The sequence below is a fragment of the Streptomyces sp. NPDC031418 genome (genome assembly GCF_055581605.1).
In genome coordinates, this window is the sequence record NZ_JBVIJC010000029.1 from 59979 (window position 1) to 85642 (window position 25664).

At 67.7% G+C, this 25664-nt stretch carries 24 protein-coding genes and 2 pseudogenes; 9 read left to right on the top strand and 17 right to left on the bottom strand.

Annotated elements, in window-relative coordinates; genetic code table 11:
* Positions 1–105: 105 nt before the first annotated feature.
* Positions 106–546, top strand: a pseudogene (locus tag ACZ5CZ_RS33525) (ISAzo13-like element transposase-related protein); the annotation flags it as partial.
* Positions 547–809: 263 nt separating this feature from the next.
* Here ACZ5CZ_RS33525 and ACZ5CZ_RS33530 read toward each other — a convergent pair.
* From ACZ5CZ_RS33530 to ACZ5CZ_RS33545, 4 genes are all read right to left on the bottom strand, one after another.
* Positions 810–1541 (bottom strand): prepilin peptidase, encoded by a 732-nt coding sequence (locus ACZ5CZ_RS33530; protein WP_468948248.1) that lies wholly within the window; start codon positions 1539–1541, stop codon positions 810–812.
* 822 nt (positions 1542–2363) lie between these two features.
* A complete protein-coding gene (locus tag ACZ5CZ_RS33535; protein ID WP_468948250.1) occupies positions 2364–3488 on the bottom strand; it encodes a glycosyltransferase family 4 protein in 1125 nt (374 codons plus the stop codon).
* 27 nt (positions 3489–3515) lie between these two features.
* Positions 3516–4874, bottom strand: a complete 1359-nt coding sequence (locus ACZ5CZ_RS33540) for a hypothetical protein (protein ID WP_468948252.1) — start codon at positions 4872–4874, stop codon at positions 3516–3518.
* A gap of 52 nt (positions 4875–4926) precedes the next feature.
* On the bottom strand, positions 4927–6174 hold the full coding sequence (locus tag ACZ5CZ_RS33545; RefSeq protein WP_468948254.1) for a nucleotide sugar dehydrogenase: 1248 nt from the start codon (positions 6172–6174) through the stop codon (positions 4927–4929).
* 65 nt (positions 6175–6239) lie between these two features.
* Here ACZ5CZ_RS33545 and ACZ5CZ_RS33550 point away from each other — a divergent pair, with 65 nt between their 5' ends.
* The gene (locus ACZ5CZ_RS33550) at positions 6240–7013 is read left to right on the top strand and encodes a glycosyltransferase family 2 protein (RefSeq protein WP_385847410.1); all 774 of its coding nucleotides are present in this window, start codon (positions 6240–6242) and stop codon (positions 7011–7013) included.
* A gap of 139 nt (positions 7014–7152) precedes the next feature.
* On the opposite strand, the gene ACZ5CZ_RS33555 is transcribed toward ACZ5CZ_RS33550, so the two are convergent.
* The 5 genes from ACZ5CZ_RS33555 to ACZ5CZ_RS33575 all read right to left on the bottom strand — a co-directional run bounded on the left by ACZ5CZ_RS33555 (position 7153) and on the right by ACZ5CZ_RS33575 (position 10894).
* Positions 7153–8052, bottom strand: a complete 900-nt coding sequence (locus ACZ5CZ_RS33555) for a TauD/TfdA family dioxygenase (protein ID WP_468948256.1) — start codon at positions 8050–8052, stop codon at positions 7153–7155.
* A gap of 56 nt (positions 8053–8108) precedes the next feature.
* Positions 8109–8717: a hypothetical protein gene (locus ACZ5CZ_RS33560; protein ID WP_468948258.1), complete on the bottom strand. Its 609-nt coding sequence runs from the start codon at positions 8715–8717 to the stop codon at positions 8109–8111.
* The gene (locus ACZ5CZ_RS33565) at positions 8702–9094 is read right to left on the bottom strand and encodes a hypothetical protein (RefSeq protein WP_385847414.1); all 393 of its coding nucleotides are present in this window, start codon (positions 9092–9094) and stop codon (positions 8702–8704) included. The genes ACZ5CZ_RS33560 and ACZ5CZ_RS33565 overlap by 16 nt, the downstream gene beginning before the upstream one ends.
* Before the next feature lie 364 nt (positions 9095–9458).
* Complete coding sequence (locus ACZ5CZ_RS33570; RefSeq protein WP_468948260.1) at positions 9459–9998, bottom strand: hypothetical protein; 540 nt, start codon at positions 9996–9998, stop codon at positions 9459–9461.
* Entirely contained in the window at positions 9995–10894 is a 900-nt protein-coding gene (locus ACZ5CZ_RS33575; protein WP_468948262.1) for an ATP-binding protein, read from the bottom strand. Before ACZ5CZ_RS33575 ends, ACZ5CZ_RS33570 begins: the two co-directional genes overlap by 4 nt.
* A 311-nt stretch (positions 10895–11205) precedes the next feature.
* On the opposite strand from ACZ5CZ_RS33575, the gene ACZ5CZ_RS33580 reads away from it, so the two are divergent.
* From ACZ5CZ_RS33580 to ACZ5CZ_RS33600, 5 genes are all read left to right on the top strand, one after another.
* Complete coding sequence (locus ACZ5CZ_RS33580; protein WP_385847418.1) at positions 11206–12060, top strand: helix-turn-helix domain-containing protein; 855 nt, start codon at positions 11206–11208, stop codon at positions 12058–12060.
* Positions 11960–12310 carry a DUF397 domain-containing protein gene (locus ACZ5CZ_RS33585; RefSeq protein ID WP_468948265.1) on the top strand — a complete coding sequence of 117 codons (351 nt, stop codon included), beginning with the start codon at positions 11960–11962 and terminating at the stop codon, positions 12308–12310. The genes ACZ5CZ_RS33580 and ACZ5CZ_RS33585 overlap by 101 nt, the downstream gene beginning before the upstream one ends.
* Positions 12311–12405: 95 nt before the next feature.
* The gene (locus ACZ5CZ_RS33590) at positions 12406–12597 is read left to right on the top strand and encodes a hypothetical protein (protein WP_468948267.1); all 192 of its coding nucleotides are present in this window, start codon (positions 12406–12408) and stop codon (positions 12595–12597) included.
* Positions 12598–13121: 524 nt separating this feature from the next.
* The gene (locus tag ACZ5CZ_RS33595; RefSeq protein ID WP_468948269.1) at positions 13122–13430 is read left to right on the top strand and encodes a hypothetical protein; all 309 of its coding nucleotides are present in this window, start codon (positions 13122–13124) and stop codon (positions 13428–13430) included.
* Between the two features lie 43 nt (positions 13431–13473).
* Complete coding sequence (locus ACZ5CZ_RS33600) at positions 13474–16140, top strand: helicase associated domain-containing protein (RefSeq protein ID WP_468948271.1); 2667 nt, start codon at positions 13474–13476, stop codon at positions 16138–16140.
* A gap of 62 nt (positions 16141–16202) precedes the next feature.
* Here ACZ5CZ_RS33600 and ACZ5CZ_RS33605 read toward each other — a convergent pair whose 3' ends face one another.
* From ACZ5CZ_RS33605 to ACZ5CZ_RS33620, 4 genes are all read right to left on the bottom strand, one after another.
* Positions 16203–18050 (bottom strand): hypothetical protein, encoded by a 1848-nt coding sequence (locus ACZ5CZ_RS33605; protein ID WP_468948273.1) that lies wholly within the window; start codon positions 18048–18050, stop codon positions 16203–16205.
* Complete coding sequence (locus ACZ5CZ_RS33610; RefSeq protein ID WP_468948275.1) at positions 18047–18529, bottom strand: ABC-three component system middle component 2; 483 nt, start codon at positions 18527–18529, stop codon at positions 18047–18049. Before ACZ5CZ_RS33610 ends, ACZ5CZ_RS33605 begins: the two co-directional genes overlap by 4 nt.
* Positions 18526–19662, bottom strand: a complete 1137-nt coding sequence (locus ACZ5CZ_RS33615; RefSeq protein WP_468948277.1) for an ABC-three component system protein — start codon at positions 19660–19662, stop codon at positions 18526–18528. Before ACZ5CZ_RS33615 ends, ACZ5CZ_RS33610 begins: the two co-directional genes overlap by 4 nt.
* Positions 19663–19807: 145 nt before the next feature.
* Positions 19808–20374 (bottom strand): hypothetical protein, encoded by a 567-nt coding sequence (locus tag ACZ5CZ_RS33620; protein WP_468948279.1) that lies wholly within the window; start codon positions 20372–20374, stop codon positions 19808–19810.
* A gap of 372 nt (positions 20375–20746) precedes the next feature.
* Here ACZ5CZ_RS33620 and ACZ5CZ_RS33625 point away from each other — a divergent pair, with 372 nt between their 5' ends.
* A complete protein-coding gene (locus ACZ5CZ_RS33625; RefSeq protein ID WP_468948354.1) occupies positions 20747–21451 on the top strand; it encodes a TRADD-N-associated membrane domain-containing protein in 705 nt (234 codons plus the stop codon).
* Here ACZ5CZ_RS33625 and ACZ5CZ_RS33630 read toward each other — a convergent pair.
* Positions 21448–22281 (bottom strand): hypothetical protein, encoded by an 834-nt coding sequence (locus ACZ5CZ_RS33630; protein ID WP_468948281.1) that lies wholly within the window; start codon positions 22279–22281, stop codon positions 21448–21450. The two genes, ACZ5CZ_RS33625 and ACZ5CZ_RS33630, sit on opposite strands and share 4 nt — an antisense overlap.
* A gap of 590 nt (positions 22282–22871) precedes the next feature.
* A pseudogene (locus ACZ5CZ_RS33635) lies at positions 22872–23107 on the bottom strand (hypothetical protein).
* Between the two features lie 429 nt (positions 23108–23536).
* Here ACZ5CZ_RS33635 and ACZ5CZ_RS33640 point away from each other — a divergent pair.
* Positions 23537–24274, top strand: coding sequence for a DUF6207 family protein (locus ACZ5CZ_RS33640; protein WP_468948283.1), 738 nt, complete (start codon positions 23537–23539; stop codon positions 24272–24274).
* A 429-nt stretch (positions 24275–24703) separates the two neighbouring features.
* Here the strand turns inward: ACZ5CZ_RS33640 and ACZ5CZ_RS33645 are convergent, their stop codons facing one another.
* Both ACZ5CZ_RS33645 and ACZ5CZ_RS33650 read right to left on the bottom strand, forming a co-directional pair.
* A complete protein-coding gene (locus ACZ5CZ_RS33645) occupies positions 24704–24904 on the bottom strand; it encodes a DUF6417 family protein (RefSeq protein WP_468948285.1) in 201 nt (66 codons plus the stop codon).
* Positions 24905–25146: 242 nt separating this feature from the next.
* Positions 25147–25608, bottom strand: coding sequence for a hypothetical protein (locus ACZ5CZ_RS33650; protein WP_468948287.1), 462 nt, complete (start codon positions 25606–25608; stop codon positions 25147–25149).
* Positions 25609–25664: the final 56 nt, after the last annotated feature.

Consider the following 25664-nt stretch of genomic DNA (forward strand, 5'->3'; position numbering starts at 1 on the left):
GAGCAGGCAGGTCAGGAAGCACGACCGTGATCAATTAGGGGACAACGCTTAGGGCTTGCAGATCATCAAGGTGTTGCTTCCCGTCCCGTGGCTCGTTGGTGTGGTATGCGCATCCCGGATGAGATCCGTACCCAACTCGCTGTGAAGTTCGCGGTGTTGTTCCCGCATCTGGACGAGCGGCAGCGACGGCTACTGATGGCCGCGGAGGCCCGTGTCCTGGGACACGGTGGTGTTCGGGCCGTCGCGCGGGCGGCCTCGGTGAGTGAGACCACGGTTCGCAAGGGCGTGTTCGAGTTGGAGACCGGCGAGGAGCCTCTGGGGCGGGTGCGGCGACTAGGCGGAGGCCGCAAGAGGGTCGCAGATCTCGATCCGGGGCTGCGGCCGGCCCTGCTGGCACTGGTCGAGCCGGACGAGCGCGGTGATCCGATGTCGCCACTGCGGTGGACGGTCAAATCGACCCGCAACCTCGCACGGGAGCTGGCCCGGGCCGGGCACAAAGTCAGCGCGGACACCGTTGCCGACCTGCTGCGGGAGGAAGGCTTCAGCGACAGCAGTCGCACCGCCATGCACCGCACCCTGCTCAAGATCAGGACACTGCTGAAGGCGCACAGCATCGTCATCCCACCGGCAGCCACCCCGCCCTCCGCCCTCACAGCCCTGCAGGCTCGGGTTCAAGCCCTGAGTGGCGACCCCAGCAGCATGATCAAAACAACGTGTTAATGATCTGCAAGCCCTTAGCCAGCACGACGCCCGCCACGCGCCCCATCGCCACACAGCCCCCGATCCAGCGTCCCTTCAGGGGCCCCGCGTCAGGGGCTGTGGGAGCCCAGGAGTACGCCAGCGAGTGTCCCGGCGAGCAGGAACGGGCCGAACGGGATCCTGCTCGTGCGGCCGGCTCGGCCCATGAGCATCAGGCCTACGCCGCACAGCGCGCCGAACAGGTACCCGGCGAAGGTTCCGACCAGGATGATCGGCCAGCCGTACCAGCCCAGGACGGCCCCGAGGAAGAGGGCGAGCTTGACGTCGCCGAACCCGAAGCCCTTGCTGATCAGGAAGAGTCCGAAGTAGCCGGCGCCCAGGATGAGGGAGCCGAGCAGCGCGGACGTCCAGCTGCCGTCGGCGCCGGGCAGCACGGCGGCGACGCCGAGCAGGACGAGCACGGTCGCGGCGAGCGGCAGGGTGAGCACGTCAGGGAGCCGGTGCGCCGTGAAGTCGACGGTGGCGAGCAGCACGGCGGCCGGTGTGTGCAGCAGCCAGACCACCAGCTCGGGTCGGGCCCCGGTGACGGCCGCGAGCAGGGCGCAGACCACGGCCGTGACGGAGGCGACAGAGAGTGTGCTCGGCCCGTAGGAATGCCCGGCGGCGCAGCGAGAACGTCCCAGCCATCCGTTGCCGGTGCCGGTGAGCGGATGGCCTGCCGGGCACGTTGACTGCCAGGGCTCCTCGAAGGACACGGAGAGCCGGTACGCGGGGCGGGGTATGAGCACGCCCGTGGTGCAGCCCCACAGAGCGGCAGCCGTGATGATCAGCAACGTCTCCACCGCATGGAGCTTAGAGTGAGGCGGACCCGGAGCTCAGCTTCGCTCGAGGGACGCTAATGAGGCGACGGGGACCGGAGTGCCCGGCCGCTGCGTGACCGCAGCCTGAGTCCCGCGGCCAGGCAGTTTGATTCGCGGCAGCCCGCTATGAGCGCCCAGACCAGGTAATCCGCGGGAGGAGCGACTCGGCATGAACTTTCTGCCCCTGGCCGAGGCCCCGGCCCACGCCGCGTGCGAGCTGCATGACGCCGCCCTACCAGGGAGTTGGAACGCGGCGGCTGTCGAGGACGCGCTCGAGGCGATGGAGACCACAGCGCTCGCCTTGCGAGCTGCTCGCCCGGCCGCCGCCGCGGCGACGGACAGCGTCGTCCAGGCCCTGTCCCGGCTCCGCCGCGACCTTGGCTTGATTACCGCGGACGGGAGTGAGGGGCAGGACCAGGCTGTTAGCCCGCCAGCCCTGAACCGCCGACCGAAGGCCCGTCGCGGCCTCGGCCTCAGGATCAGGGCGTGCGGATTCCCCAGCGCCGTCCCGACTCGGGTCGAGTAGGCGAGTAGCGTCGAAACCAGAACTATTGCCAGTTCCGCACCCGGGATAAGGTTTCTCCTTGCCCGCCCAACCTCGAGGACGGCTCGGGCGCCACGGTGCGTCGCCGGACATCACCCGTGCCGGTGATCGTCCGCGAGGCGTGCCGGATGCTGCCCGGCACGGCCTCACGCTGGACGAATACGTGCCTCTCCTCGCCGCGCTCGCCGTGCTGTTGTTCAGCACGGGCTGCGTCCACCTAACCCGGGCCGCCCCACCTCCGCCGCTGCTTCAGCCCGCCGTCAGTTGAGCGTGTGGCTGGTGGAGAGGCGGAGCGTCAGCTGGCGCAGCTGGCTTCCGGTGGTGGTGATGTCGTATCGGCGCGCGTTATCAAGAGCCGCCTTGGTCAGGGCCCTGCGTCGGTGGCAGTCCCGGCCCATCTCGTCCAGGGCCACCGCCAGCGAGCGCGGGTCGCCAGGAGTGTAGGGAACGCCGGCGCTCCCGAGGATGTCCCGCACACCGGGAAGATCGGAGTAGGCAACCGGAAGTCCGTGGGCTTGGGCCTCGATGAGGACGAGCCCGAAGGCTTCCAGACCCTTGGTCGTGAAGACGAAGGCGTCGAAGGTCGGCAGGCGGCGCCACAGGTCGGCGCGGGGAAGGAAGGGATCGAACTGAACCCGGTCCAGGAGTCCGAGTTCGGCGGTCCGCTGTTTCAGATGCCCCCGCAGGGCACCTTTGCCGATCACGGTCAAGTGGTGCGGCTGATCGGTGAGGGCGAGGGCTTCGACGGCGGTGACCGTGGATTTGTTGTCGTCCAGACGGCCGGCGTGCACCAGAGACAGCGGGCCGGCTCCGGTAGGCAGTTGATCGCGTAGCCGGACATCGCTCAGCGGGATTCCCCACGGGATGACGGTGAGCCGATCGGTGAATCGGTGTCCGGTGAGGCGGTCGATCCGGTCGGCGAGGGCGGAGGTCGGGGCGACGATCGCGGCGCTTGCGGCAGCGACTTCATGCATGGCCTGGCGTTCCAACGTGCTGCGCTCGGCAGCCATCACCTCGGGGCCGTGAGCGATGGCGACGATCGGGATGTGGCCGGCGGTACGGGCGAAGGCCAGGCTGAGAGCGAACCCGAGGTACTGGGCGTGAATGGCATCCGGATGGATCTTCTCAATGAGCGCCCCGACCTCACGCGTCAGCTCATCAACGTACGGGTCGAATTCGGGGCCGTGCGGGCGCTTCGTAGTGGAGAGGACGACCATCTGATCAAACGCGGCCTTCCAAGCCTGGTCGACCGGTGCCCTGCCCAGGAAGGTTGTGTGGATGTCAGGCATCGCGCCGTAGAGATCGTTGACGAGGATCATGCTCCCGGACGAAGGCTCGGAGGTGCGGTTGATGCCGGTCAGGATGCTCAAGGGCTTGGTGGCCATGCGGAAAGCTCTATTCACCGATGACCGTCAGGTGGGAATCGGAGAGCGGGCTTCCGGACCCGGCTCCAGTCGTGAAGTACCGGTGGCGTTCTGCGTCCCGCGTTGGCGGGGAGGCACCCACCACGACGCCAGGTGCGGCGTGAAGACGGCCTTGACCTCCTCGGCCGGATGTAAGTAGCCCTTGCTGTCCTGCTCTGCTGTCCACGCCCTGACTGTCGCACGGGGGTAGACGGGGCTGATACCGATCTCCCCCTTGGGGAGGATCCCGTTGAAGGGGGTCGGGATTCCCTCGGTGTTCCAGTAGTCCCATGCCTCAAGAGCCTTGGCCTTCTCGAAGCAGTGGTACAGCTGCCGGTAGCGGGGCATGTACCGGATCTCACGGAAGATCATCTGGCCGATCAGCCCAGGGGCGACGTTCTGGAGCGTGCCCAGATCGGCGCCCTGGAAGGTGACCGATGCCACGTCCTGGGACGGGTGCAGGGCGGTCAGTGCGACCAGATGGGACAGCCGTCGCCGGACGTACTCGGCGACTCCCGGCCCGAGAGTCGGTTCCATGCCCCCGATGATCTGGACGAGCCGGTGATGGCGCGGATTGAAACGGGCGAGGTCGAACAACCGAGCCATGCCGTCCACGGCGGCGAAGGCGAGTCGTTTGTAGAGCCAGTTGTTCAGCTCTCCTGCCTGGGCGCAGGTCTTAGTCTCCGCAGTAGCGGAGTGGAGCATCAGGTATTCGGACAGGACCTCGAAGTAGAGGTAGCCGAGGAACGGCACGTGGGTGACGGCATCGGACAGCTCGTCGATGAACATGGGTGCCGGAGTGGCACGGCCGGCGGCGTTGCGCAGGGCGAGGTCGAGGAACGGGGCGGCGGCGCGCAGCCCGCTCAGGACGGTGCGGCCGAGCTGGTCGTTCTCGGCCGGGGTGAGGAAGCTCTGGTAGCGCAGGTAGGTGCGCAGGTGGATGGCGCCGAGATGCAGGTAGTCCACGCCCTTGGGCGGGATCGGGGCGTCCGGGGCGACCTCGAAGACCACCGGTGTGGTGGAGGGCTTCGTCCGCATCAGGTAGGCGCCGAGGTTGTGGGGGCGCAGCCCCTCGCGCTGACTGGCGAGGGGTGAGCAGTACAGGGCCCCGACCAGGCACCCGGTGGAGACGTGCAGCTCCCGGCTGGCACGGATGGCGTCGATGTCCTTGGTGGTGTGCAGCAGGTACATCGGCTTTCCGCTGACGAGCGCTTCGGTCATGGCATTGTGCCGTATCAGCCAGCCGTTGGGGGTTGCGCACTCCAGGTAGTGGCGCCAGTCACTTTCACTTTCGGCGAGCGAGGCAGGGATACGGCGCTGCGCGGGCACGGTGTAGTCCGTGTGGGCGTGTTCCCATTCGTCGCGCAAGACAACTCCCGGGGACGGAGGGTTGGCGGCGGGGCCGACGGGTTCCGAGAAGCTAAAGCGTCTCGACGTTCGGCCCGGAAAGGCGGTTGCGGCAGTCGAGAACGTAGGGCGCGTTCTTCTCGATCATCGGGAGGTCGAACTGTGGGTGGTCCATGAGGAGAACCACGGCATCAGCGGCGGCTACCTCGTCCGGGGTAGCCCCGACCCGGGGCACGTTCAGCTTGGTGTCGTCGCCGTCCGGGGTGTTGGGTTCGGCGCCGCGGACCTGGGCGCCGAGGCCGATGAGAAGTTCGGCGACCCGCGCTGAGGGGGAATTGCGAAGGTCGGTGGCGTTGTACTTGTAGGTCAGGCCGAGCAGCAGAATCCGAGATCCGCGGACCGGCATGCCGCGCTGGTTGAGTGCTTCCACGAGACGCCGGACGACGTAGTCGGGCATGTGCCGGTTAACGTCGGCGGCGAGCTCTGCGAACCGGAAAGGGATGCCAAGCTCCTGCTGGGCCTTCCACGAGAGGAACATCGGGTCCACGGGCAGGCAGTGCCCGCCGACTCCCGGCCCCGGGGTGAACCGCGTGAATCCGAAGGGCTTGGTCGCGGCGGCGTCGATCGCCTCCCAGATGTTCACGCCGAGGGAAGCGGCCACCATCGCCATCTCGTTGATCATGGAGATGTTGACGAAGCGGAAGGTGTTTTCGAGCAGCTTGGCCAGCTCGGCGACCTTCGTCCCGGACACCGGGACCGTGGTTTGAAAGATCCCGTCGTAGAAGCCCTTGATCACGTCGAGTGACCTGGCGTCGATTCCGGACACCAGCTTCGGCGTGTCGAACGACCATCGCTTGTTCCCGATCCGCTCCGGGCTGAAGCCGGCCAGGAAGTCCACCCCGCCCTTGAGCCCCGATGCCTTCTCCAGGATCGGCAGCAGCAGTTCCTCTGTGGTGCCGGGATAGGACGTGGACTCCAGGACCACCGTCGCACCGGGGCGGAGGTGCCCGCCCAGCGTCCGGGCGCAGGACTCGATGTAGGTCAGGTCAGGCACGCCGTCCCGCAGAGGGGTCGGCACGGTGATGACCGCGATGTCGAAGCCGTCCAGCGCGGTAGCCTCGGCGGTCGCCGAGTAGGCCCCGGAGTCCAGCACAGCGCGCAGCCGCGAGGAGTCCACGTCCCTCACGTAGGACTGGCCGGCGGCGAGCTGCTGGACGCGGTGCGTGTCCACGTCGTAGCCGACGACACGGTGGCCCACCTCGGCGGCGCGTACGGCCAGGGGAAGCCCCACATAGCCCTGACCAGCGACAACTACGTGCATGACAGCTCCTACTCTGTGCGGTGCTTGAATGGACCGTCGTTCCCGATGTGGCAAGGAGAAGCGCTGTGCCCCTGGTGTCGGTCGTGATGCCCGTGTACAACTCGGCAGCCACCCTCGGCGCAGCCGTCCGATCGGTGCTCACGCAGACCCACAGCGACCTGGAGCTGCTCGTCACCGACGACCAGTCCTCCGATGGCTCCATGGACCTGCTCCGCGAGTTCGCCAAGCAGGACGAGCGCGTCCTGCCGAAGTCGGCACCCGAACAGGGCGGTGCCGGCCGGGCCCGCAACCTGGCGATTCAGCGGGCCCGCGGGGACTACATCGCCTTTCTCGACAGCGACGACATGTGGCTTCCGGAGAAGACCGAGAAGCAGCTCGCCTTCGCTGCGGAAGGCGATGCGCCGCTGACGTTCACCTCGTACTACAAGATGGACGCCGACTACGCCGGCGAGAGCACCGACTGGATCCCGAACGGGCGGGTGATCGGTGCGCGGGAGCACGTGGACTACCGCGCGATGCTGGTCCGAGACCACATCGGCGCCCTCACCGCCATGTACGACCGCAAGGTCCTGGGCACGCGGCTGATGCCGGAGATGCGCAAGCGCCAGGACTACGCCCTCTGGCTGTCGATCATGCGGGACGGCGCTGACGCCCGGGGTCTGGATGAGCCGCTGGCGGTGTACAGGGCCCACCAGGCGGGATCGCTGTCCTCCAACAAACTCTCCTTGGTCAAGTACAACTGGTCGTTGTACCGCGAGCACGAACATCTGTCGGTCCCGCGGGCGACACGGGCGCTGGCCGGCGCCGTGTGGCAGTCGCTGCGCAACGCGCGCATCTAGATCCGTGACCGGGCCCGAAGGGCCCGGTGCACGACCGTTTCCGGGGACGCCTGACCGGGTCCCGCTCCGTGGCCGGGCCACATCCTCGGAGTCTGGACCCGGGGGCGAGAGTCGGCGGGTCACCGGTGCCGTCGGCCGACTACGCGGCCGAGCCGTCGCCGGCCCTCGCCCGCAGGAACAGCTGAAGGAGCAGCCGCCGCTCGGAGACCGGAACGGTCTCCTGACCGCTATGGAGCGCCTCCCTGCCGTGCAGGAAGCGGCGCTGGTTCACGATGAGGTAGTCCCCGGGCTGGAGCATGAAGGAGACCTGCCCCCGGACGAGCTCCTCGGCGAGCTCCCTGGCGGCGTCGGCGTGCGCCTGGCCGAGCTGGGACCGCTCCAGCATCTTGGCGGTGAACCGGACGAACCCCTCTCCCGGGTCGGGGCCGTCCAGGATCGGAAACGGCGTGTACTCCTCGCCGACGCCGTGCAGGTCGAAGAAGGTCCCGTAGTGGTAGGCCGTCTCGCACAGCCGGGCACGGCTGTTCTCCGACAGCCGCGCCACCGCCGCGTGGGCGTCGGAGAGGATGCTGGGGCCGCCGCCGAGCGGATCGGGGCGGACGCACAGGAGCGTGGTGTACTCCGGGGGCCGGGTCGCGTTCACCAGGTCCATGTGGAAGGCGTTGTACCCGATGCCGCTGGACTTGCCGGGGTCCTTGTCGACCTTGACCCCGATGTCCTTCCACAGGGGCCACCGCGGGAAGGGTGAGAAGGGGACCGCCACCTCGGCGGCGAAGCCCGTCACCAGCCGCCGGAGCCGCTCGCCGGTGCCCAGCGCCTTGGCGAGGTTCCCCAGGCGCAGCACGGCGTATCCGCCGGCCTCCCCGGTCAGCGCACGGCGTAGTGTCGCGGCGGTCTCCTCGAACCGAGGGGTGGCCGTCAGCTCGGCCCGGTACTCCTCCATGGTGGACTTCGCCAGGAACGCACCCTCCAGTTCCCACGGCGGGAGACAAAGGTCGATCAGAGCGGATTCGAGTTCGCTCGGGATGTCGATGAACACGCGGGCTTCCTGTCTCTTGGGGTCTCGTCGTGTCGTTCAGACGGCGCGGCAGGCGATCAGGGGATGGCCGCGGCGAAGGCGACCACAGTGATGCGGCGGAGTTCACGCACGGCCTGGCGGGCGATGGCGAATGGCAGGTCGGAGGAGCCGTAGAGGACCAGGGCGTTCGGGTCGGGTTCGCCTGGCTCGCCCGGGCGGGGGTAGAGCGTCCCGCGTACACCGACCGGCTGGGCCTCCTGGACGCGGAGCTTCACGTGTCCGGCGCGCAGTACCGGGCACAGGCGCGGCGTTGTCTCGGCGCAGGTCTCGCACATGGGTGGGATTGCACACCGCACTCCTTCCCACGTCGCGGCCGCGGCGTCGCCGAGGAAAGGGAGCAGCCACAGCATTCCGCGGTCGTCGCGTGCGGCCGGCTTGCTGCAACCCGCGCAGAAGCGACTGTCCATCGCGGTCCGCTGGCGCTCCGGGTGGAGTTCCGCCGCGTACTCCGGCCTGCCGGTCGCCGTGCCGCTGCACAACGCCCAGAGCGTGCCGTCCAGGTCCCGGGCGAGGGCGTCCTGCACAGGGTCGGCGTACTTCACTCCGGACGCGGTGACCGCCACGGTGGAAGGCGGTGTGCTCTCGCCCGTCCACGGCGTCACGTACGGCGCTATCGGTCTGTCCACGGTGCTCCCCCGAGGGTCTGCTGCTGGAAAGCGATGAAGCTGTAGTGGCGGTGCAGCCAGCGCAGGTATGCCTCGTATGCCTCGTCGGTGCTCGGCATAGCTTCACGGCCGACCGCCAGGACGCCGTCGACGAACCCGGAACCGGCATGACGACAGGCGAGGTGGAACTGCGGCCGGGAAGGGGCCGTACCCGCCGTCGGCTCGTCGGTGAAGCGTTCACGGTGCACGACCCATCCCCGGTCTCGGGCGTGCTCGGCCAGGAGCCTGTGGGTGGCGTCCACGTCCACGCCGGGGGTGGCGAAGACGTACGTCGATACCTTCACGGGCCGCCCGGCACGGATGGCGGCGAGGGCGTCCTCGTAGACGCTGCGACGCAAGGCGCTGAGTCTGGCGTCGGCCGTCGGGAGGAATCGGGGTTCCGGGCCTGACCACCGCCAGCGTGGCTCGTCATTCTCCTCGAGCGGGACAGGCCGGAGTCTCATGGCGTCCTCCTGCACAGCTCGACGAAGCGCCGGTTGTCCTCCGCCTGCAAACGCTCTATCGGGCAGGGCGTGGGCGCCGGCCGCAGCCGGAGTGCAATAAGAGCGACGCCTACGAGGGCAAGGGCGCCAAGGAGCAGCTTTGCCATGTGGTGGCTCTTTCCGAGGGGTCACCTGCTGCCGGACTCGTATCCAGCCCGGCAGCAGGCCGTGGCCCGTGCTCGCCGACGCCCAGGGGGCAGGCGCCGGCGAGCACGGCGTCTCAGGGAGTGATTCCAAGCTGGGCCGCGAGCGCGGCGTGCGGTGTCGGCTCCGGCCGAAGCTGGGCCAGGGCCTCACGAAGCGGTTGCGTCGGTACGAGCCGGTCACTTGCCGACGGCCGGAACCAGTAGGGGCCTGGGGGCACGGTCCGGTTCAGGGAGGGCAGCGTGATCGTGTGGGGAGCTCCGAGACATACGGCGTGAGAGTGGTGCCGCCATTGGGCTGCGGACCCGGGCGGGACGAGCCAGTAGAACCAGCCGCTCTCGGGGTCCTCGATCACGGGGCCGCATCCGCCCTGGATCTCGTCCATGAGGGCGACGGCTCCGCGCGCCTGGAGGCCAGAGCTGGTGATGACGACGTCGAAGAGGTTGCCGCCCAGCCGTACGCGGGTGTCGCGGCGGGCCTCGACCGCGATGAGGGTGCGGATCACCTCGGCGAGGTCGGCCATGTCGGCGGCCGGCTGATGGGCCGCACCCGCGGACTCGACCAACTGCTGCATCACTTTGGCGCCGGTCGTCGGCGCGGCAGCCGGGGCAGTCACAGGTCCACCCGCCCGGGGCGCAGGACAGCGCGCACGGTCTTGGCGCCGTAGTCGGAACCGACCACGAACCAGGAGAGTTCGGCACCCTGGCGCACGGCTTCCCACAGGCCGCGGCCTACTTCGCCGGCAACGGCCTCGTCGAAGTTGGGGAACGCGGGGACGGGGTCCGTGACGTCGACGAGCAGTTCGTGTGCCTCAGTGACGCTGAGGCGTACCCCGAAGGTCTGCACGGTCTTGGCGACGGGGAGAGCGTGCCGCACCGCGTTGTCGAGGAGGACGTGCAGGACGTCGATCGCGAGGTGCTGGTTGCCGGGCCAGCTCAGCACGGTGAGCAGGGTCCGGGCCTGAATGCGGGCTAAGCCCGTGGCGCTGGGATCAGCAGGGAGATCCAGCGGGATCTCGCGCAGGACCGGAGCGGTCACCGCGACGGGTTGCATCTCTTCGGATCCTTTGTTCAGGGGGAGGGTGCACCAGGTGGTTGCGCCGTCGTCACTGACACCCCAGGACTCGGCCAAGGCGTCAACAAGAAAGAGGCCGCGGCCTCCTTCGTCGGTCGGGCTGGCGCGGCGCAGTGCTGGACGGGCGGATGAGCCGTCGTTCACCTCGATCACGCAGCAGCCATCGTGGAAGAAGACACGGACCGTGATGTCATGACCGTGGCCATGTCGGAGGGCATTGGTCGCCAACTCTGAAAGCAGCAGCTCCGCGGTCTCGATCAGGTCCGGCCGACGCCAGTAGGTCAGGCTCGCGCGGACGATGCGGCGAAGGCGCTTCGGCCAAGCGGCGTCTGCCTCCGAGAGGTCTCCGGTGAGGGAGTCTTGGCCCGGATGGCGCTCGATGGACACTTCGAGGGCCGCCCGGATGCCGTCGTGCTGCGCCTGGAACACAGGTGTCATTCCGCGACCTCCGAGCCGTCCGGTGCGGGGGACGTGGCAGGAGCGGAGGGCGCACGGGGTGCGAGATTCATCCGCTTGCCTGTCACGGCTTGCGTTGGCTCAACTACGGTGGCGGTAGTACGCATTGAGAAGCAACTGGATCGCCGCTGAAAATTCAGCGGAGCCGTAAATGGACTATGCCGGAACCTGCACAGGGGGCTGCGGTGAGCGCGCAGCGGATGCCACACTCTGCGCAGGGTTCTACTCAACCAGCGCAGACGCATGGGGGTGGTGCACAGGTGGCGGCAAGGCGAGGGGCAACCGGGCGGCGCTTGGAGCTCGGCATCCAACTCAGACAGCTGCGCGAAAACTGCCCGCCGATCGAGGACGGCAGGGCACGGGGCATGACCCGCAAGGCTGCTGTTCGGGGTCTTCGAGCACTGTCCGAGGCATCCCTCGCTCGGATCGAGAACGGCGAGCTGAACTTCCGGCGCAACGTGGGGGACCTCCGCACGCTGTTGAAGCGGTACGCCGTCGAAGATGAAGAACTGATCGAGCAACTGGTCGAGCTGAATCGCGAGGCACCGAGCGACGACTGGCTCACCCAGTACCGCGCGTTCATGCCGGCTGGGATGCCGCACTACGTCGGCTTGGAAGCGGAGGCCACGGAGATCCTGGCCTACCACCCGACCGTCGTGTACGGCCTCTTGCAGACGGAGAACTACGCGCGGGCCCTGTTCGAGGTCCAGCGTCCCGTCGAAGACACCACCAGCGAGTTCATACAGCGCAACGTGGATCTTCGGATGGAGCGCAAGCGCAGGGTTCTCGATCGTGAGGACGTCCGTCTTCGCGTCATCCTCGGCGAGGCCGCCCTTCGCATCCCTGTCGGGGACGAGGACACGATGCGCGAGCAGTACAGCGAAATCGCCAAGCTGGCACGGAAGGACCACGTCCAGGTCCAGGTGCTGCCCTTCAAACGCGGCTACCGAGCCACCAACGACTTCGCCATCCTGGACCTCGGCGAACTTCCGTCTCGGGTCCAGACTGACAATGCATGGGGGGCTGTGTCCACGTCGGACAAGCCCCGTGAAGTCGACCGGTTCACCCGCCGATTCAACGCGATGGTCGGGGCCGCCCTCGGCCTGGAGGAGACCATCGAATTCCTGGAAGCACTCACCGGAAAGTAGCGGAGCCATCAACACACACCGACTGCCCAAGGCATCCACCGACATCGCCCCGGAAGAGGCATGGTTCAAGTCCTCGTACAGCAGCGACGGCACCGGCAACTGCGTCGAGGCCGCCTACCTCGTCAGCGAGATTGGAGTCCGTGACTCCAAGGACAAACAGGGGCCGGCGCTGGTCTTCCCGCGCAGCTCCTGGACTGCCTTCATCAGCAGCGTGAGCACGGGTAAGATCCACCCTGATATGCGCGGCTGACCTGGCCTTATGCACAAGTAGGGCGGTCCCCCTCAGGCACGTTGAGGGGGACCGCCATCGCCTTACTACCCGCCACCGATCAGTTCGGCGCCAGCGTGCAGCACACTGTACTTGCGCCCTACTCCGTCTACTGGGCCGACGTGCGCGGTTCCATACCCGCCCTCGTCCAGGCTGTCGGCCGCGCGCTGCGCATGCAGCCCGGCGAGGGCAAGGTCGCATCCCTCGTGGTGCCGGTCCTGCTCGGGCCGGGCGAGACGGTGGACAACATGCTCGCCTCCCGGGCGTAGGGCGGGCTGGCGAAACTGCTCGAGGCGCTCAGGACACACGACGCCCGGGTGGTGGAGCAGCTCGCCCAGCAGCAGGCCCCGAGCCATGTCAGAGGCGTACAGACCCGCAGCGAGCATGACGAGGAACCTCGGCCGATGGGTGCGCTCGGTCCGGCTCAGCTGGGACAACCTCACAGGCGTCCAGCAGTGGATGTGCGACCACGTCCTCGGAATCGAGCCCGCAGCCGAGGACGAGAAGCCCAAGCCGCGCCGGACACAGGCCGACAAATGGGCGCTGAACTACGAGGCCGCCAAGCAGTTCTACGAACCCGAAGGACACCTACGGGTACCGAGGAAGCACATCGAGCCAATCGTCGTGGGCGGCGACGGGAGCGGCGGCAGCAGCGAGGACCAGGAGGAGCGGCAGAGCGGCCCACCCACCCACGAGCACCCACTGGCCAGCCCCGTAACACCCACCCCTGGACCAACGCGACCGACTCTCACCACCACCGACACCAACCCGACAAATCACAGTCAGGGACTTGATGGCCCGTGCCGGTTGGGGCGCGCATGAGCCGGAGCGGGACGCCGAGGGCTACACGTGGGCTCAGGAGCGCGAAGAGTGGCGTGAGGGTGCTCTCGCAGCGCGGGCCGGCTTCGAGGCGCGGCGGCGGGAGGAGGCGGATGAGCTGCGGGCGGAGCTGTGGCTGTCTGCCGTGCCCAGCCGGCTGATCCGGGCGGTGGCCGATCGGGCCGGGCTCATGCCTGCCCCGGTCCTGGCGCAGCTCGCGGAGCGGGTCGTGGTGGGCGAGGACGGTACGGTGTCAGTCCCGCCTTTCACGCCGTCCCGGTGATTTCCCGAAGCGGTCAGTAAACGGGTTACGGGAGGATTGCTAAATGCCGGGTATTCAGCTCAAGGAACACCAGGTTGACCAGAAGGCGGCTTTCCGTAAGTGGGTGGGGTTTCCTGCAAGGTCATCTGTGCCACCGGAGGGTGCGCGGGGCACGATCGTGTCCGCGACCGGGTCGGGCAAGACGATCACGGCCGCCGCGTGCGCGCTGGAGTGCTTCCGGGACGGGCGGATCCTCGTGACTGTGCCGACCCTGGACCTGCTCGTGCAGACCGCCCAGGCGTGGCGCCTGGTGGGCCACCGGGCCCCCATGGTCGCGGTGTGCTCGCTGGAGAACGACCCGGTCCTCAACGAGCTGGGGGTGCGCACCACCACCAACCCCATCCAGCTCGCCCTGTGGGCCGGGGCCGGGCCGGTGGTCGTGTTCGCCACGTATGCCTCTCTCGTGGACCGCGAGGACATCGACGCAGCCGAGGGTCAGCGGAAAGTTCGAGGGCCACTGGAGGCCGCTCTGGCGGGCGGAGAGCGGCTCTACGGCCAGCGCATGGCCGCCTTCGACCTCGCCATCGTGGACGAGGCCCACTCAACTGCCGGTGATCTTGGTCGGCCGTGGGCCGCGATCCACGACAACCAGCGGATCCCCGCCAACTTCCGGCTCTACCTCACCGCCACCCCGCGCATCCTGGCAGCTCCCCAGCACCGTAGGACCGCGGACGGCCAGGAGCTGGAGATCGCGTCGATGGCCAACGACCCGGACGGCACGTACGGCTCGTGGATCGCCGAGCTCGGCCTGTCGGAGGCGATCGAACGGGGAATCCTCGCCGGGTTCGAGATCGACGTCTTGGAGATCCGCGACCCCTCCCCGGTCTATGGGGAGTCGGACGAGGCACTGCGGGGCCGGCGCATGGCGCTGTTGCAGGCGGCGCTGCTGGAGCACGCGGCAAAGTGGAACCTGCGCACGGTGATGACGTTCCACCAGCGGGTGGAGGAGGCTGCCGTGTTCGCGGAGAAACTGCCGGAGACCGCTGCCGAGCTGTACGTCAACGACGTCTCCGACGCGGACCTGGCGGCCGCGGAGGAGCTGCCGAAGTCGTCGATCGACGCGGAGTTCTACGAGCTGGAGGCCGGCCGCCACGTACCCCCGGACCGCGTGTGGTCGGCATGGCTGTGCGGCGACCACCTCGTCTCCGAGCGGCGCGAAGTGCTCCGGCAGTTCGCGAACGGCATCGACGCGAACAACCGGCGCGTACACCGGGCGTTCCTCGCCTCGGTGCGCGTCCTCGGGGAAGGCGTGGACATCACCGGCGAGCGCGGCGTGGAGGCCATCTGCTTCGCCGACACCCGCGGCTCCCAGGTCGAAATCGTCCAGAACATCGGCCGCGCGCTCCGCCTGAACAAGGACGGCAGCACGAAGGTGGCCAGGATCATCGTGCCCGTCTTCCTCCAGCCCGGCGAGGGCCCGCAGGACATGGTCGCCTCCGCCAGCTTCCGCCCCCTCGTAGCCGTCCTCCAAGGCCTGCGCTCGCACTCGGAACGCCTCGTCGAACAGCTCGCCTCCCACGCCCTCACCCACGGCCAGCGCAAGGTCCACGTCCGCCGCAACGAAGAGGGGCGGATCGTCGGGGCCAGCGGCGAAGGGGAGGGCGACGACCAGGGCGACACCGACGGCGCTGCCGAGTCCGCACTGCTGCACTTCTCCAGCCCGCGCGATGCCGCCACGATCGCGGCGTTCCTGCGCACGCGGGTCTACCGGCCGGAGTCGCTGGTGTGGCTGGAGGGCTACGAGGCGCTGCTGCGCTGGCGCCGGGAGAACCAGATCACCGGCCTGTACGCCGTCCCGTACGACACCGAGGTCGAGGTCGGCGTCACCAAGGACTTCCCGCTGGGGAGGTGGGTGCACCAGCAGCGCAAGACGCTGCGCGCCGGCGAACTCGATCCGCACCGCAAGGAACTGCTCGACGCGCCCGAAGCCGGGATGGTCTGGGAGCCCGGCGAAGAGGCGTGGGAGGCCAAGCTCGCCGCGCTCCGGTCCTACCGGCGGGCGACCGGGCACCTCGCGCCGCGTCAGGACGCGGTGTGGGGCGAGGGCGAAGCGATGGTGCCCATCGGGCAGCACATGGCCAACCTCCGACGGAAGGGCGCGAAGAACGGCCTGGGCAAGGACCCGGAGCGGGCCGCCGTGCGCGCGGCGCAGCTGACGGAGATCGACCCGGACTGGGACTGCCCGTGGCCGCTGGACTGGCAGCGGCACTACCGCGTCCTGGCGGACCTGGTCGACGCCGACGGCCAACTGCCCGACATCGCACCCGGCGTGCTGATGGACGGCGACGACATCGGCAAGTGGCTCCAGCAGCAGAAGCAGCCAGCCATCTGGGCGCGGCTCCTGCCCGAACAACAGGAGCGGCTGACCCAGCTGGGCGTCACGCCCGCTGAGGCGCCGTCTCCCGCCCCGGCCGCCAAGGGTGCGACGAAGGGCCCGAGCAAGGCGCAGCAGGCGTTCCAGCGGGGTCTGGCGGCGCTCGCGCAGTGGGTGGAGCGGGAGGGCGCGCGACCTGTACCGCGCGGCCACGCTGAGGAGATCGCGGTCGACGGCGAGACGGACCCGGTGGTCGTGAAACTGGGCGTATGGACATCGAACATTCGCGCGAGGCGGGACAAGCTCACCCAGGAGCAACTGGAGGCGCTGCGGGAACTGGGCGTGGAGTGGGCGTAGCGCTCGTTGGGGGTGTGGCCGGCCACCACAGACAGTGGTCGGACGCACCCCAAAACTGGTGTTCAGTCCGTAGGTGTCTGATCTCGTGGCGGGAAGAAGCCGAGACGCTCTGAACCATCGACGTTGAAGGCGTAGATCCTGGCACGTTCAGTGATGGCAGCGGGTGGAGTGCCGTTCTCGATGATGATGACCTGCCCCGGGGGATCGTCGAGCAGGTCTCGGTAGAAGTGCTCGACTACGTCATAGGTCATCAGCTCGGGATCGGCTTCCCGGTTTTCGGCCTGTCGGTAAGTGACGACAGGCGAGTCGAGCATCACGAATCCGGGGTGGATGAATCCGCGAGCTTTGTTGCGGCGTGCCAGTGATACGGCGAAAGCCGCGTGGATGATGGACCGCATGCCCTGGCCTCGGCTCCCCCGGGGGCGCCCATCGACTGCGATCTCTGCACTGGTCGGGTTGTAGGTGACCCGGTTCTCCCCGGGGACGTGCCAGGCCTGAAGCGTTTGATGAATCGCCTGCTCGAAGTCTGAGACGTCGGCAGCGGGAATGCCGTCTGGCCTGGCTGGCGGCGGGGCGGGCAGGGCGTTCGGCAGTGATGCCTTCATCTCTTCGAGCTGCTCGATCTGGGCATGGATGGCCAGCTCCTGCTCCAGGCGTGAACGAGCTGCGAGGACCTCGCTGGTGTCTGTCGTGAGCGGTTCGAGCTGCTCCTCAAGTGCACGCAGTTCACTGTCGATGCCTGTGAGCTGGTCCTCGTGGCGGGCGCTCTCCGCGTTCAAATCTGCCGTTTGAGCCTCAAGGTCTTCGATCGTGCTGAGCAGGTCGCGGTGCAGCTCGGTCGTCTTTCGGGTCTCGGCGGCAACAGCTGCTGCCAGTTGCGTTGTCTCAGCGAGGTGATGCCCAGGGTGCTGATGCTCTGGTTCTGCACCGCAAAAGACGCAGGTGCCGGTCTGAAAGTAGCCCAGGAGATTTCCTGCTTCACCGACCATGCGCAGGCGTTCGAGGTCTGACTCGTACTGCTCCCGTAGCAGTGAGAACCGGGCTAGGAGTTGACGCACTTCGCTGACGCGCTGCTGATTGGCGCTCTCGCTGGCTTCCAGGGCTCGGCGACGCTGTACGAGCGCAGAGCGGGAAGCGATGAGCTGACCGGATCGGGAAGTGGCGTTGTCCAGTGAGGCTTGCAGGCGGGCCAGTTGCTCGCGTAGTTCGGACTGATTCGCAGCGATGGTGAGCTTTGCGCGGTTGTCGTCGATGAGGCGGTCCAGGATCTCGACCTGGCCCTTGCCGACCTTCTTCTCCACAGTGCCGGGCGCGGTCGGGCCGACTGGTTCGTCCCGCCCGGTGAGGAGGAGCTTGAGGATTGACTTCTCGCCGGTCTCGTTCTGCGGCAGCCCTGTGGTGAGGACCGGCGACCGCTCGCCGCCCATACGCGAGTCGTTGATGACTGACAGCCGAGCCAGGTCCCGGAAGTTGAGCAGCCGTACTTCGCCGCGTGAGTTCCGCAGGATCTTCAGTCCGTCGATCCCCAGCACCTTGAGGAGGTATCGGGAGATGTTCCGCTGGGAGGTCGGACTGTGCTTGAAGCTGAGCGTGGCGTCGGCTGGCGCCGTAGTGAGCTGGCGCAGATCACTGTTGAACACGTCGATGGTGCTGTCCGCGAGCCCACGGGAGAGGGTCAGGACCTTGCCGTCGTCTGCCTGCAGCCCGAGCAGGATGCGGCTGTAGCCCTCGTCCTCCGGGATGGGCTTGAGCTCGCTGGCACCGAGCATGTAGTCCACGGACTTCTCGACATAGGACTTGCCACGCTCGGAAGCGCCATAGATGACCGTCAGGCCCGGGCTGAACTCAACGGTCGCGGGAGACTTGCCCACTCCGAGGAATGTCAGGTGTACCAGCGTCAGCCTGTTCACAGGACGTCCCCTTCGGCTGGGTGCGGCGTGTCAGCGGTGAGGCGGTCGAACCAGCGCTGGGTGATCTGCTTCATGCCGTCGCGGACGTCCGTTTCTTCGTGCATGTAGGTGCTGACTAGCCAGGAGGCCCGTTCCGTGAGCAGCCCGACGTAGGGGGCTTCCAAGACGTTGAGGAAGCTGGCTGCCTCCTCTGTAGCCCCGTAGAGGAAGCCGTCGTCGGTGGCGGCCAAGTCGGCGAGGCCGGCACGCATCAGCACAACCAGTCCCTGTTCGATGAGGCGTCGGCGCATGCCTAGTTCGCCGGGGCCGATAGGCAGGTCGGGGTGGAGGCTGGACGGGCCGTCGTCGAGGTCGCCGCTGTGGAGCATCGCGTGGTCGAGGTAGACGAGCTGGGCGACGTCCAGGCGGCGGGGGAAAGTCTCCGACAGCAGAACCAGGGCGCGGACGCCGACTTCGAGGGGGCTGTTGAGAGGATTCACGCGGACTCCTCTTTGCACCAGGTCAGCTTGTTGTCGTTCGCCAGATGGTGGCAGAGACCTTTGAGGTCGATGACTTCCACGACAGCGGCGAGGATGTTGTGCGGATTGGGCTGATGGGCTGCAGCGGCGTCTATTACGGCGTCAAGGCGATCGTGTCCGCAGTTGTAGTCGCGGTCCTCGATGTCGACCACAGCGTTGTACAGGTTCGTCTCGATCTTCTTGTAGGTGGCCTCGGGGACGCTCTCGCGGGCGAAGAGCCGCAACGCGTCTGCGTGGAAGAACGCCTCTCGTTGTCGGGCCAGGTGCCGGTTGATCCGCTCGTGCTCGCGAGCCTGGGCAAGGGTCTCCAGGCTGAGGCCGTACTTCTCGTTGTAGACGTCCAGGAGCTTTTGCACGTATACGGCCTCGTCAGCCCTCTGCTCTGCGGGCGCCGGATCGGCCTCCGGACGCGGCTTGAGCTGCTCTGGGAAACGCCGTACGTGGTGTGGGGTCGTGGCGTGCAGCTCCAGGATGTTGTCGATGTCCGCGGCCTCGAACATCGAGAATTCTGTCTGCCGAGCGAGGTCCCCGACAGCCTGACGTACGGCCGGGTCAAGGTCCGTCCCGAGTTTGGAGTCCGCCTTGTCCCAGGCTTCGAGGAAATCCTTCTTCAGTTTCGGGGGGTGGAGGAGGAGCCGATCCAGGGTCTGGCCGATCTTCGGTGCCACGAAGACGTACCGGGTGGGCAGCTCGTACTCGCCCAGCACCTTCGCCGTGAAGATCTTGACCATCTCGGGCCATGCATCGCTCTGCGTCAGCGCCTTGCTGTAGTGCTTGCACTGGTAGCAGTGCCACTCCCCGGCGGTGCCCTGCGGAGTCAGGCAGGCCGCGACGTCCGCTCCTCGGTCGCCTGCCCCACCCATTCTCTTCACTCGAAGGTAGGGTCGCCCGTTCCACAGGCCGAATGCCCGGACCCATTCGACGGTGAAGTCCTCCCAGTCGTCGGCCTTGTAGACGTGGGCCAGGAGTTGTTGCGGGGTGAAAGTAGGAGCGCCCTGCGGAGCGGTGACCACCACCGGAGGCGAGGCAGGCTCCGGAATGTTCTCGAAGACTGGCCTCGCGCCATCCCTGCCTGGCTCCAGCTCCCCAGCCACACTTCACCGCCCCCCAGCACTGATCCGTCACGCAAGATCACGCAACGTAGTCATATCATCCCGACTCGCTTACCGTGAAGCCGCGGAGCACAACGTGAAGGCCGCCCAACTCCCGCTAACCGGATCAGCGCGATGCGTACGTCGGCTACCACTCGCAGCGGTGGGGCAGTTGGCGAGCGGCCCGGATGAGGTCTTCCGTGCGCGGGTGGCACGGGACCTTGAACCAGTCCGCGGCGAGGACGACGGCCGGGGTGTTGCCGTAGTAGTGGGCACCCCAACCTGTGTGCAGGGTCAGGCTCAGGCCGTGGCGGGCGGCCCGGGCGTCGGCCTTGCCGAGTGCGCGCAGCGGGACGTCGTAGGGGTACCAGACGTAGGCCGCCATACGGTCGCCCGCCCACCAGGTGTCCTCGTGGTCCACCTTCAGCTTCCCGCCGAACGAGGGCAGGTCCGGGGTCAGGGAGCATTCGTCCCACTCGCCTTCGAAGTCACGCTCGGACTTGCCGAAGTTAGGGTGGCACTTGGGCAGCTTGCCTCGCGGCTTACGTCGCTCCATGGGATGGTCCTGGTGAATCAGGTGGCAGGCCGGTCGGAACGGCCGGTCGTGGTAGCGGCTGGTGGTGATGCCGTGCTCCTTCTCCAGGATCTCCACCATCGCGTCCCGGATGTCGTCGTAGGAGAACCGCTTCGGTTCCCGCCGTCTGCTCGCTGCCATGTCCGCTCTCCTTCTCGCTGTCACCCGGTCAACGCCGCGCGCCGGGTCCTCGCATCGAAGCCAGTAGCGGGCATCACCCGATCAGCCGAGCAAGGCAGGCGGCGTGGTGAAGCAGGACAAGCCGTTCCTTGAGCTTCTGGCGGTCGATGCCGGCCTACTGCTTACTGCCCGTGCGCCCTTAGTTGGCTGGTCAGTTTCTGGGCGGGGAGATGGCGGACTGCCACACTCACCCGGTTGAACTGATCACTGCACGGCTGTGACGCCGTACGGAGACGTCCAGGGGGTTCCTTGTCGAACGCACGCCCAACCCGCGGCCACTACCGGCCAGGCTCCCAACCGTCCACCCTCTCGTTTCTGATCGTCGCGTGTTTGGTGCTGCTGGCCATGGGCGGCAAAGGAGGTGAGGGCGCGGTGCCGCTGTGGTTGTGGATCCTGATAGGCGTCACGGTGACCGCAGTGGCGGGCATAGCGATCTACCTGCTGGTCAAACAGATCCGTCGAGAGGGCCTCCAGTTACAGGCGGCTGAAGAGGCAGCCGAGCGGCAGAAGGAGATCGATGCGCAGAAGCTCGCGGACCTCAAGACCGTCACGCCCCTGGCCACGCTCCTGGAGCTCAACCAGTCCCAGATCGACGAATACCACCGGATCGCCACCGACCAAGCTGACCGGTCCTTCCGGTCCTCGCAGCGGGCGATGGCGTTGGGTCTGCTGGTGATCGTGGGCTGCTTCGCCGCCGGCCTGTACTTCGCCAACGGGCAGACCAAGGTCTTCGTCGCCGCCATCGCGGGCGTCGCTGCGGCGCTCTCCGCCTTCCTCAACCGCACCTACCTGCAGATGTACGGGCAGACCCTGAGCCAGCTCAACCGCTACTTCGAGCAGCCGGTCCTGACCGGCTACTACCTGACTGCGGAGCGCCTGGCCCAAGACCTGGGCGAGGATCCCGAGAGCGAGATGCGCCGCCGCATCATCGACCAGGTCCTGGAAGCCAGTGCCCGGATGAACAACGGCGCCACCGGAGAAGAACCACCGCCACCGACCAAGCCGAAGGCGAAGAAGAAGCGCACCACGGCGTCCTAGTCGCTGCTGATCAGCTGCGCGCTGCCAGAGCCTAGGTGAAGGGTCCCGGAACAGGGCGTTTTCTCGCGGTAGACGGCTCCTGGGATGCGGGCCGCGGAACGGGTCAGCAGCTCGACGACCTGATCGTGTTCAGTGTCGGAGCGGGCGTCCAAGATGAGCCGGTCCGGGCGCGTGGTGTGGCCAGTGGCCCAGGCAGGACTGAGGTCAAAGCGGTACCACAGTGGCATGGAGCGCATGAGGAGTGCGCTGCGCAGCGGGGTGCTGGCGGTGTACGCCCAGCACGCATGGTGTGCGGCTTCTTCGTCGGTGAGGCCGTTGTGCTGCCACAGCGGTGAACGCCCGTCCTTCTGATGCCAGCCGGTCTCCTGCCGGAAGACCATGCGGGCGGTATCCATGTTGTGCCAGCGCTGCGCATCCACGAGGTCAAGGCGCGCCCCTGTGGGGAGGTGGGTCAGGCGCACCCGCCGACAGGTGAGGTCGATCAGCCGGAGACCGGGGATGCCGCACACGCCGTGGTCTTCGTGGAGGAAGGGCAGGATGCGGCTGGCGACGCGGCAGGCCGTGTTGGTGTGGATCTCCAGGTGGTCAGGCTGGTGGCAGATGGCGTTCAGGTAGCCGCTGATGCTGGCCATCGCGCTCTTTCGCGGCTGTTCCAGGGGGTGCGGGTGCTCATGGTTGCTCATCAGGCCCTCGAAGAGGAGGGCCTGGAAGGCCAGTTGTCCGCGGTCGGTGGGGTCCAGGGTGGGGCGGGTGCCCTTCGTCTGGAGTCGTCCCAGGTACAGAAGGCGCGCGAGTTCCTTGCTGATCCGCTTGTCGGTCGTGTGCGGCATGAGGTTCCTGCTCCGGCTGCTCCCGGGCGGCAGCCGTGGAGGAATGCCTGCACGGACACCGAGAAACGCGTCTTGCGGGACCGGGCATCCCACCCTTAAGACTCCTGCGACGCCGCCCGGGCGGATCGCTCGCCTCCAGGCCGTCCCTGGCCTGTCAGGGGGACAGTAGCGAACCGCGCGCGGCAGACCACGCGACGCGCCGGGCGTCACTCGACACCACGTTTTCCAGCGGCACGGCGAGTGGTTCGTCGTTGCGTGGTGGAGGAGGTCCGGTGTGCCGATGACAGCGGCACGGCGGCCCCGGCCGACGCGCAACCGGCTGAGCGCGCCCCGCTCCCCGGCTGCGGCCGCGCCGCCCATCCCGCCCGTCCCTTCCTCCTTCACTCGAGCCAAGGGACATGGGCAGAGCAGCCGCAACGGAGATGTCAGCAAGCCGACCACGGCAAAACGGCGCGGTGACCTGCGCGGACACGGAGAGGGTCCTTCGGGCCGCGCGAACACCTGGCGCAACCCTGGGCGCAACCCCCAGCGCAACAGATAGGCGCAACCCCCAGCGCAACCTCGTGCTCCTGGTCGACCGGGGCGGCCGGTCACGCGGCCCGGACAGCTCCGTGGGCGCGGGCGAGGTGGCGCAGCTCGGACCGTGCCGCCGGCACCGAGGGTGCGGTCTCCCAGTAGGGGTGCCACCACAGCCGTACGGACAGGAGCAGCAGGCGGCGGCGCAGGGCGGTGGTGTCGCGGGGGCGGGTACGGCGAGTGCTTGGTAGGTGGCGTTCCAGGCGGCTTGCGTCTGCACCAGGTCGTCGGGGAAGTCGGTCACGTCCATACCGACATTAGATCGCCTGTTCGAATTCAGTGTCACATCGGACACGTCCTCACCGGGGGCGGTGGTCAGGGTCGCGCCGGGCATGGTCGGCCTCACGGTCGGGCCCGTGGTCGGCCCCACCGCGGCGGTCAAGGCCGGCCTGGAGCAGCACCCGGGCGGGTGGTTTTCCCTCGCGTACGCGGGTGCAGTCCGGGCGGCGCGCGTCCAACTTGACTGCTTCCAAGGGGTATTTACCGTTTTCTTATGTTCTGTCATGTTCTATTCCGCCGCTTCCGGCGACCGAGCGAGAGGTGATCTCATGCGACGAACCGAGTACGACGCGGCCAGGCCGCCAAGCGCCTGAAGGAGCCCGCAGCGGCCTTCCGGTGGGCACAGCACACCGGCCTCATCCCCGACCCGGACGCGTCGTCCTGGTGGTCCCGGGCCGCTGTGGAGGCTCTGGACGCCGACGCCATCCGGGCCGCGATGTCGCCGCTCGGCGGCGGCGCGGCAGCGGCCCGGATCGCCGACGCGCTCGGCACCCCAAACGTGATCGGCAAGAAGGCGAACGTCACAGCCTTCGTGGTGCGGCGGTTCGTCGACCGCGGCCTCCTGGTCGACCTGAGCGCAAACCCGGACGGGACGCTGCACCACCCCGGCCAGGTCGCGGAAGTCTGCCGCCGCGAGGACCTGGCAGACCTGGTCACCGCCGACACCCCGCTCGGCCCCGAGCAAGCCGCCGCCCGCCTCGGGGTCCGACGCGCCATCCGTCGACGCGATCGTCCCCGCCCACCCCGAGGTCGACTGGGAGCATCTGCGCGCAGTGGAGAAATGGTGCCGGGACCCTCGGTCATGGCCTCCTTCGGAGCTCTGCGGGCGCGGCACCGTCTCCGTCGTCGCCACGAGACGGCTCTACTCGGTCGGGTGAACACGCCAGGAGAGGAGAACTGCATGCGGCGCGGGCGCGTGGTGCCTGGCATGAAGCCGATCAGCGACGTACATGTAGCGGAGCCGGGCCTGGCCGTCGTCGAGGTCGTGGCCTGTGACGACCGGACCGCGTTCGCGGTCCAGGAACTGCTCGCCAGGCGATGGGCGACCGCGACCGCGGACACCACGACCCGGGCTCCCGGGGAGCCCGGCGTCCGGCTGCGCTGCTACCTGGACGTGCGCCAGGAACTCAGCCCATAACATCGCCCGGCCGTGCAGTCCCCGCGCAGGCACAGCCGATCAAGCGGCGGTCTTCTTGCGGCGGCCGCTGCGGGCGAGGGCGCCGATGAGTTCCCCGGCTCATCTTTCGCCCGAGCCATCACCATGCTCCATCCCGCGTCATCCAGCACCTGCTGATTCCACGCTCGCACCGCCGCCCGCCCCACGCGCGCCCAGCCACACCACAGACACCTGATTGGCTGCCGCCGGCCGGCGCGCCGGGGATGGCGTGACCTTTCTGCACGGTCAGGCGTCGGGCACGGCACGCGTACTGGACACCGTCCTCCCCGTGGACGCGTGCGGAGACGTGGGGCCCGAACCGTGCCCGGCCTTCGGGCCTCTCCCCCGGCCACCGCAGCGTGCGCCAGGAACGGCGAGCGGAAGGGGCTGCCGGAGCCTCGGGCGGTCCGGTCACGCCCGGATCAGCCGCAACTGCCCGCCGACCGGACAGGGTGAAAAGACGACTCCGTACCGCCTGGCGAACCGGTTGGCCTCCGCCGTGGAACCCGCCATCGAGCGCAGGTAGAAGGCATAGGCCACCGACGCGGCCTGCGCCTCGTCCAGGCACAGCGCCCACCGGTTGTCCGCCCGGTCAAAGCACGCAGTACGCACCCGCTCCGCCAACCCCTGCGCCGGCGGCACCCGCAGCCGCGCTCCGCGCAGCGCAGTGTCGTCACCCCAGGGACATGGCTGCACATCCCCTCAGCCGCGCCGGGCGTGCCCGCACACGGCCGCTGACCGGCGAAGCGACCGCCTCCGTTAGCGGCTGGCATCGCCGCAGGCCGACGCATAACCGACCGGACACAGCGAACCGGCCGGTTCCCAGGATGTGGCGAATTCACTGAGCGTGCATTTCAAGGCAACTCGTTCAACATCGCAGTCAGTTTCGAGCAGGCGGGGTTTTGCTGGAAATCTGGGTATCGTTGCGTGATAAGTTCCAGAATTCCATAACAGAATCCGAATACAGCCGCGGAAAATTCATGAAGGTTACACGCCGCGCGCATCGGGTCCCACGATCTCTCCATCACCACCTTCTCACCATCGGGCACGAAATCAATCAGCAAGTCATTCTCCGTAAAGCTAACCCTTCCGGGATTCCCTTTTTGGATTTCCTTTGCTGCAGAAAGGAGGCAGAAGGCGAAGTCTATTGCCGGAGTCCCGGGCAATGCTTCTTCACCGAATACATCCGTACAGATGCCAACGGTCACCGGAAAGTAGTCATACCGCAAATCCATCTCGCTTGCCCGTGCCAGCTTGGCCAGCTCCTTACTGGTAGGCTCCTTCATCGTTTCTGGAATAAAGGTGAATTTTATCATTATTCTCCAGATTATCGCGTGAATCGGCACATCGCCCGTCGCCCACACGCCCTACA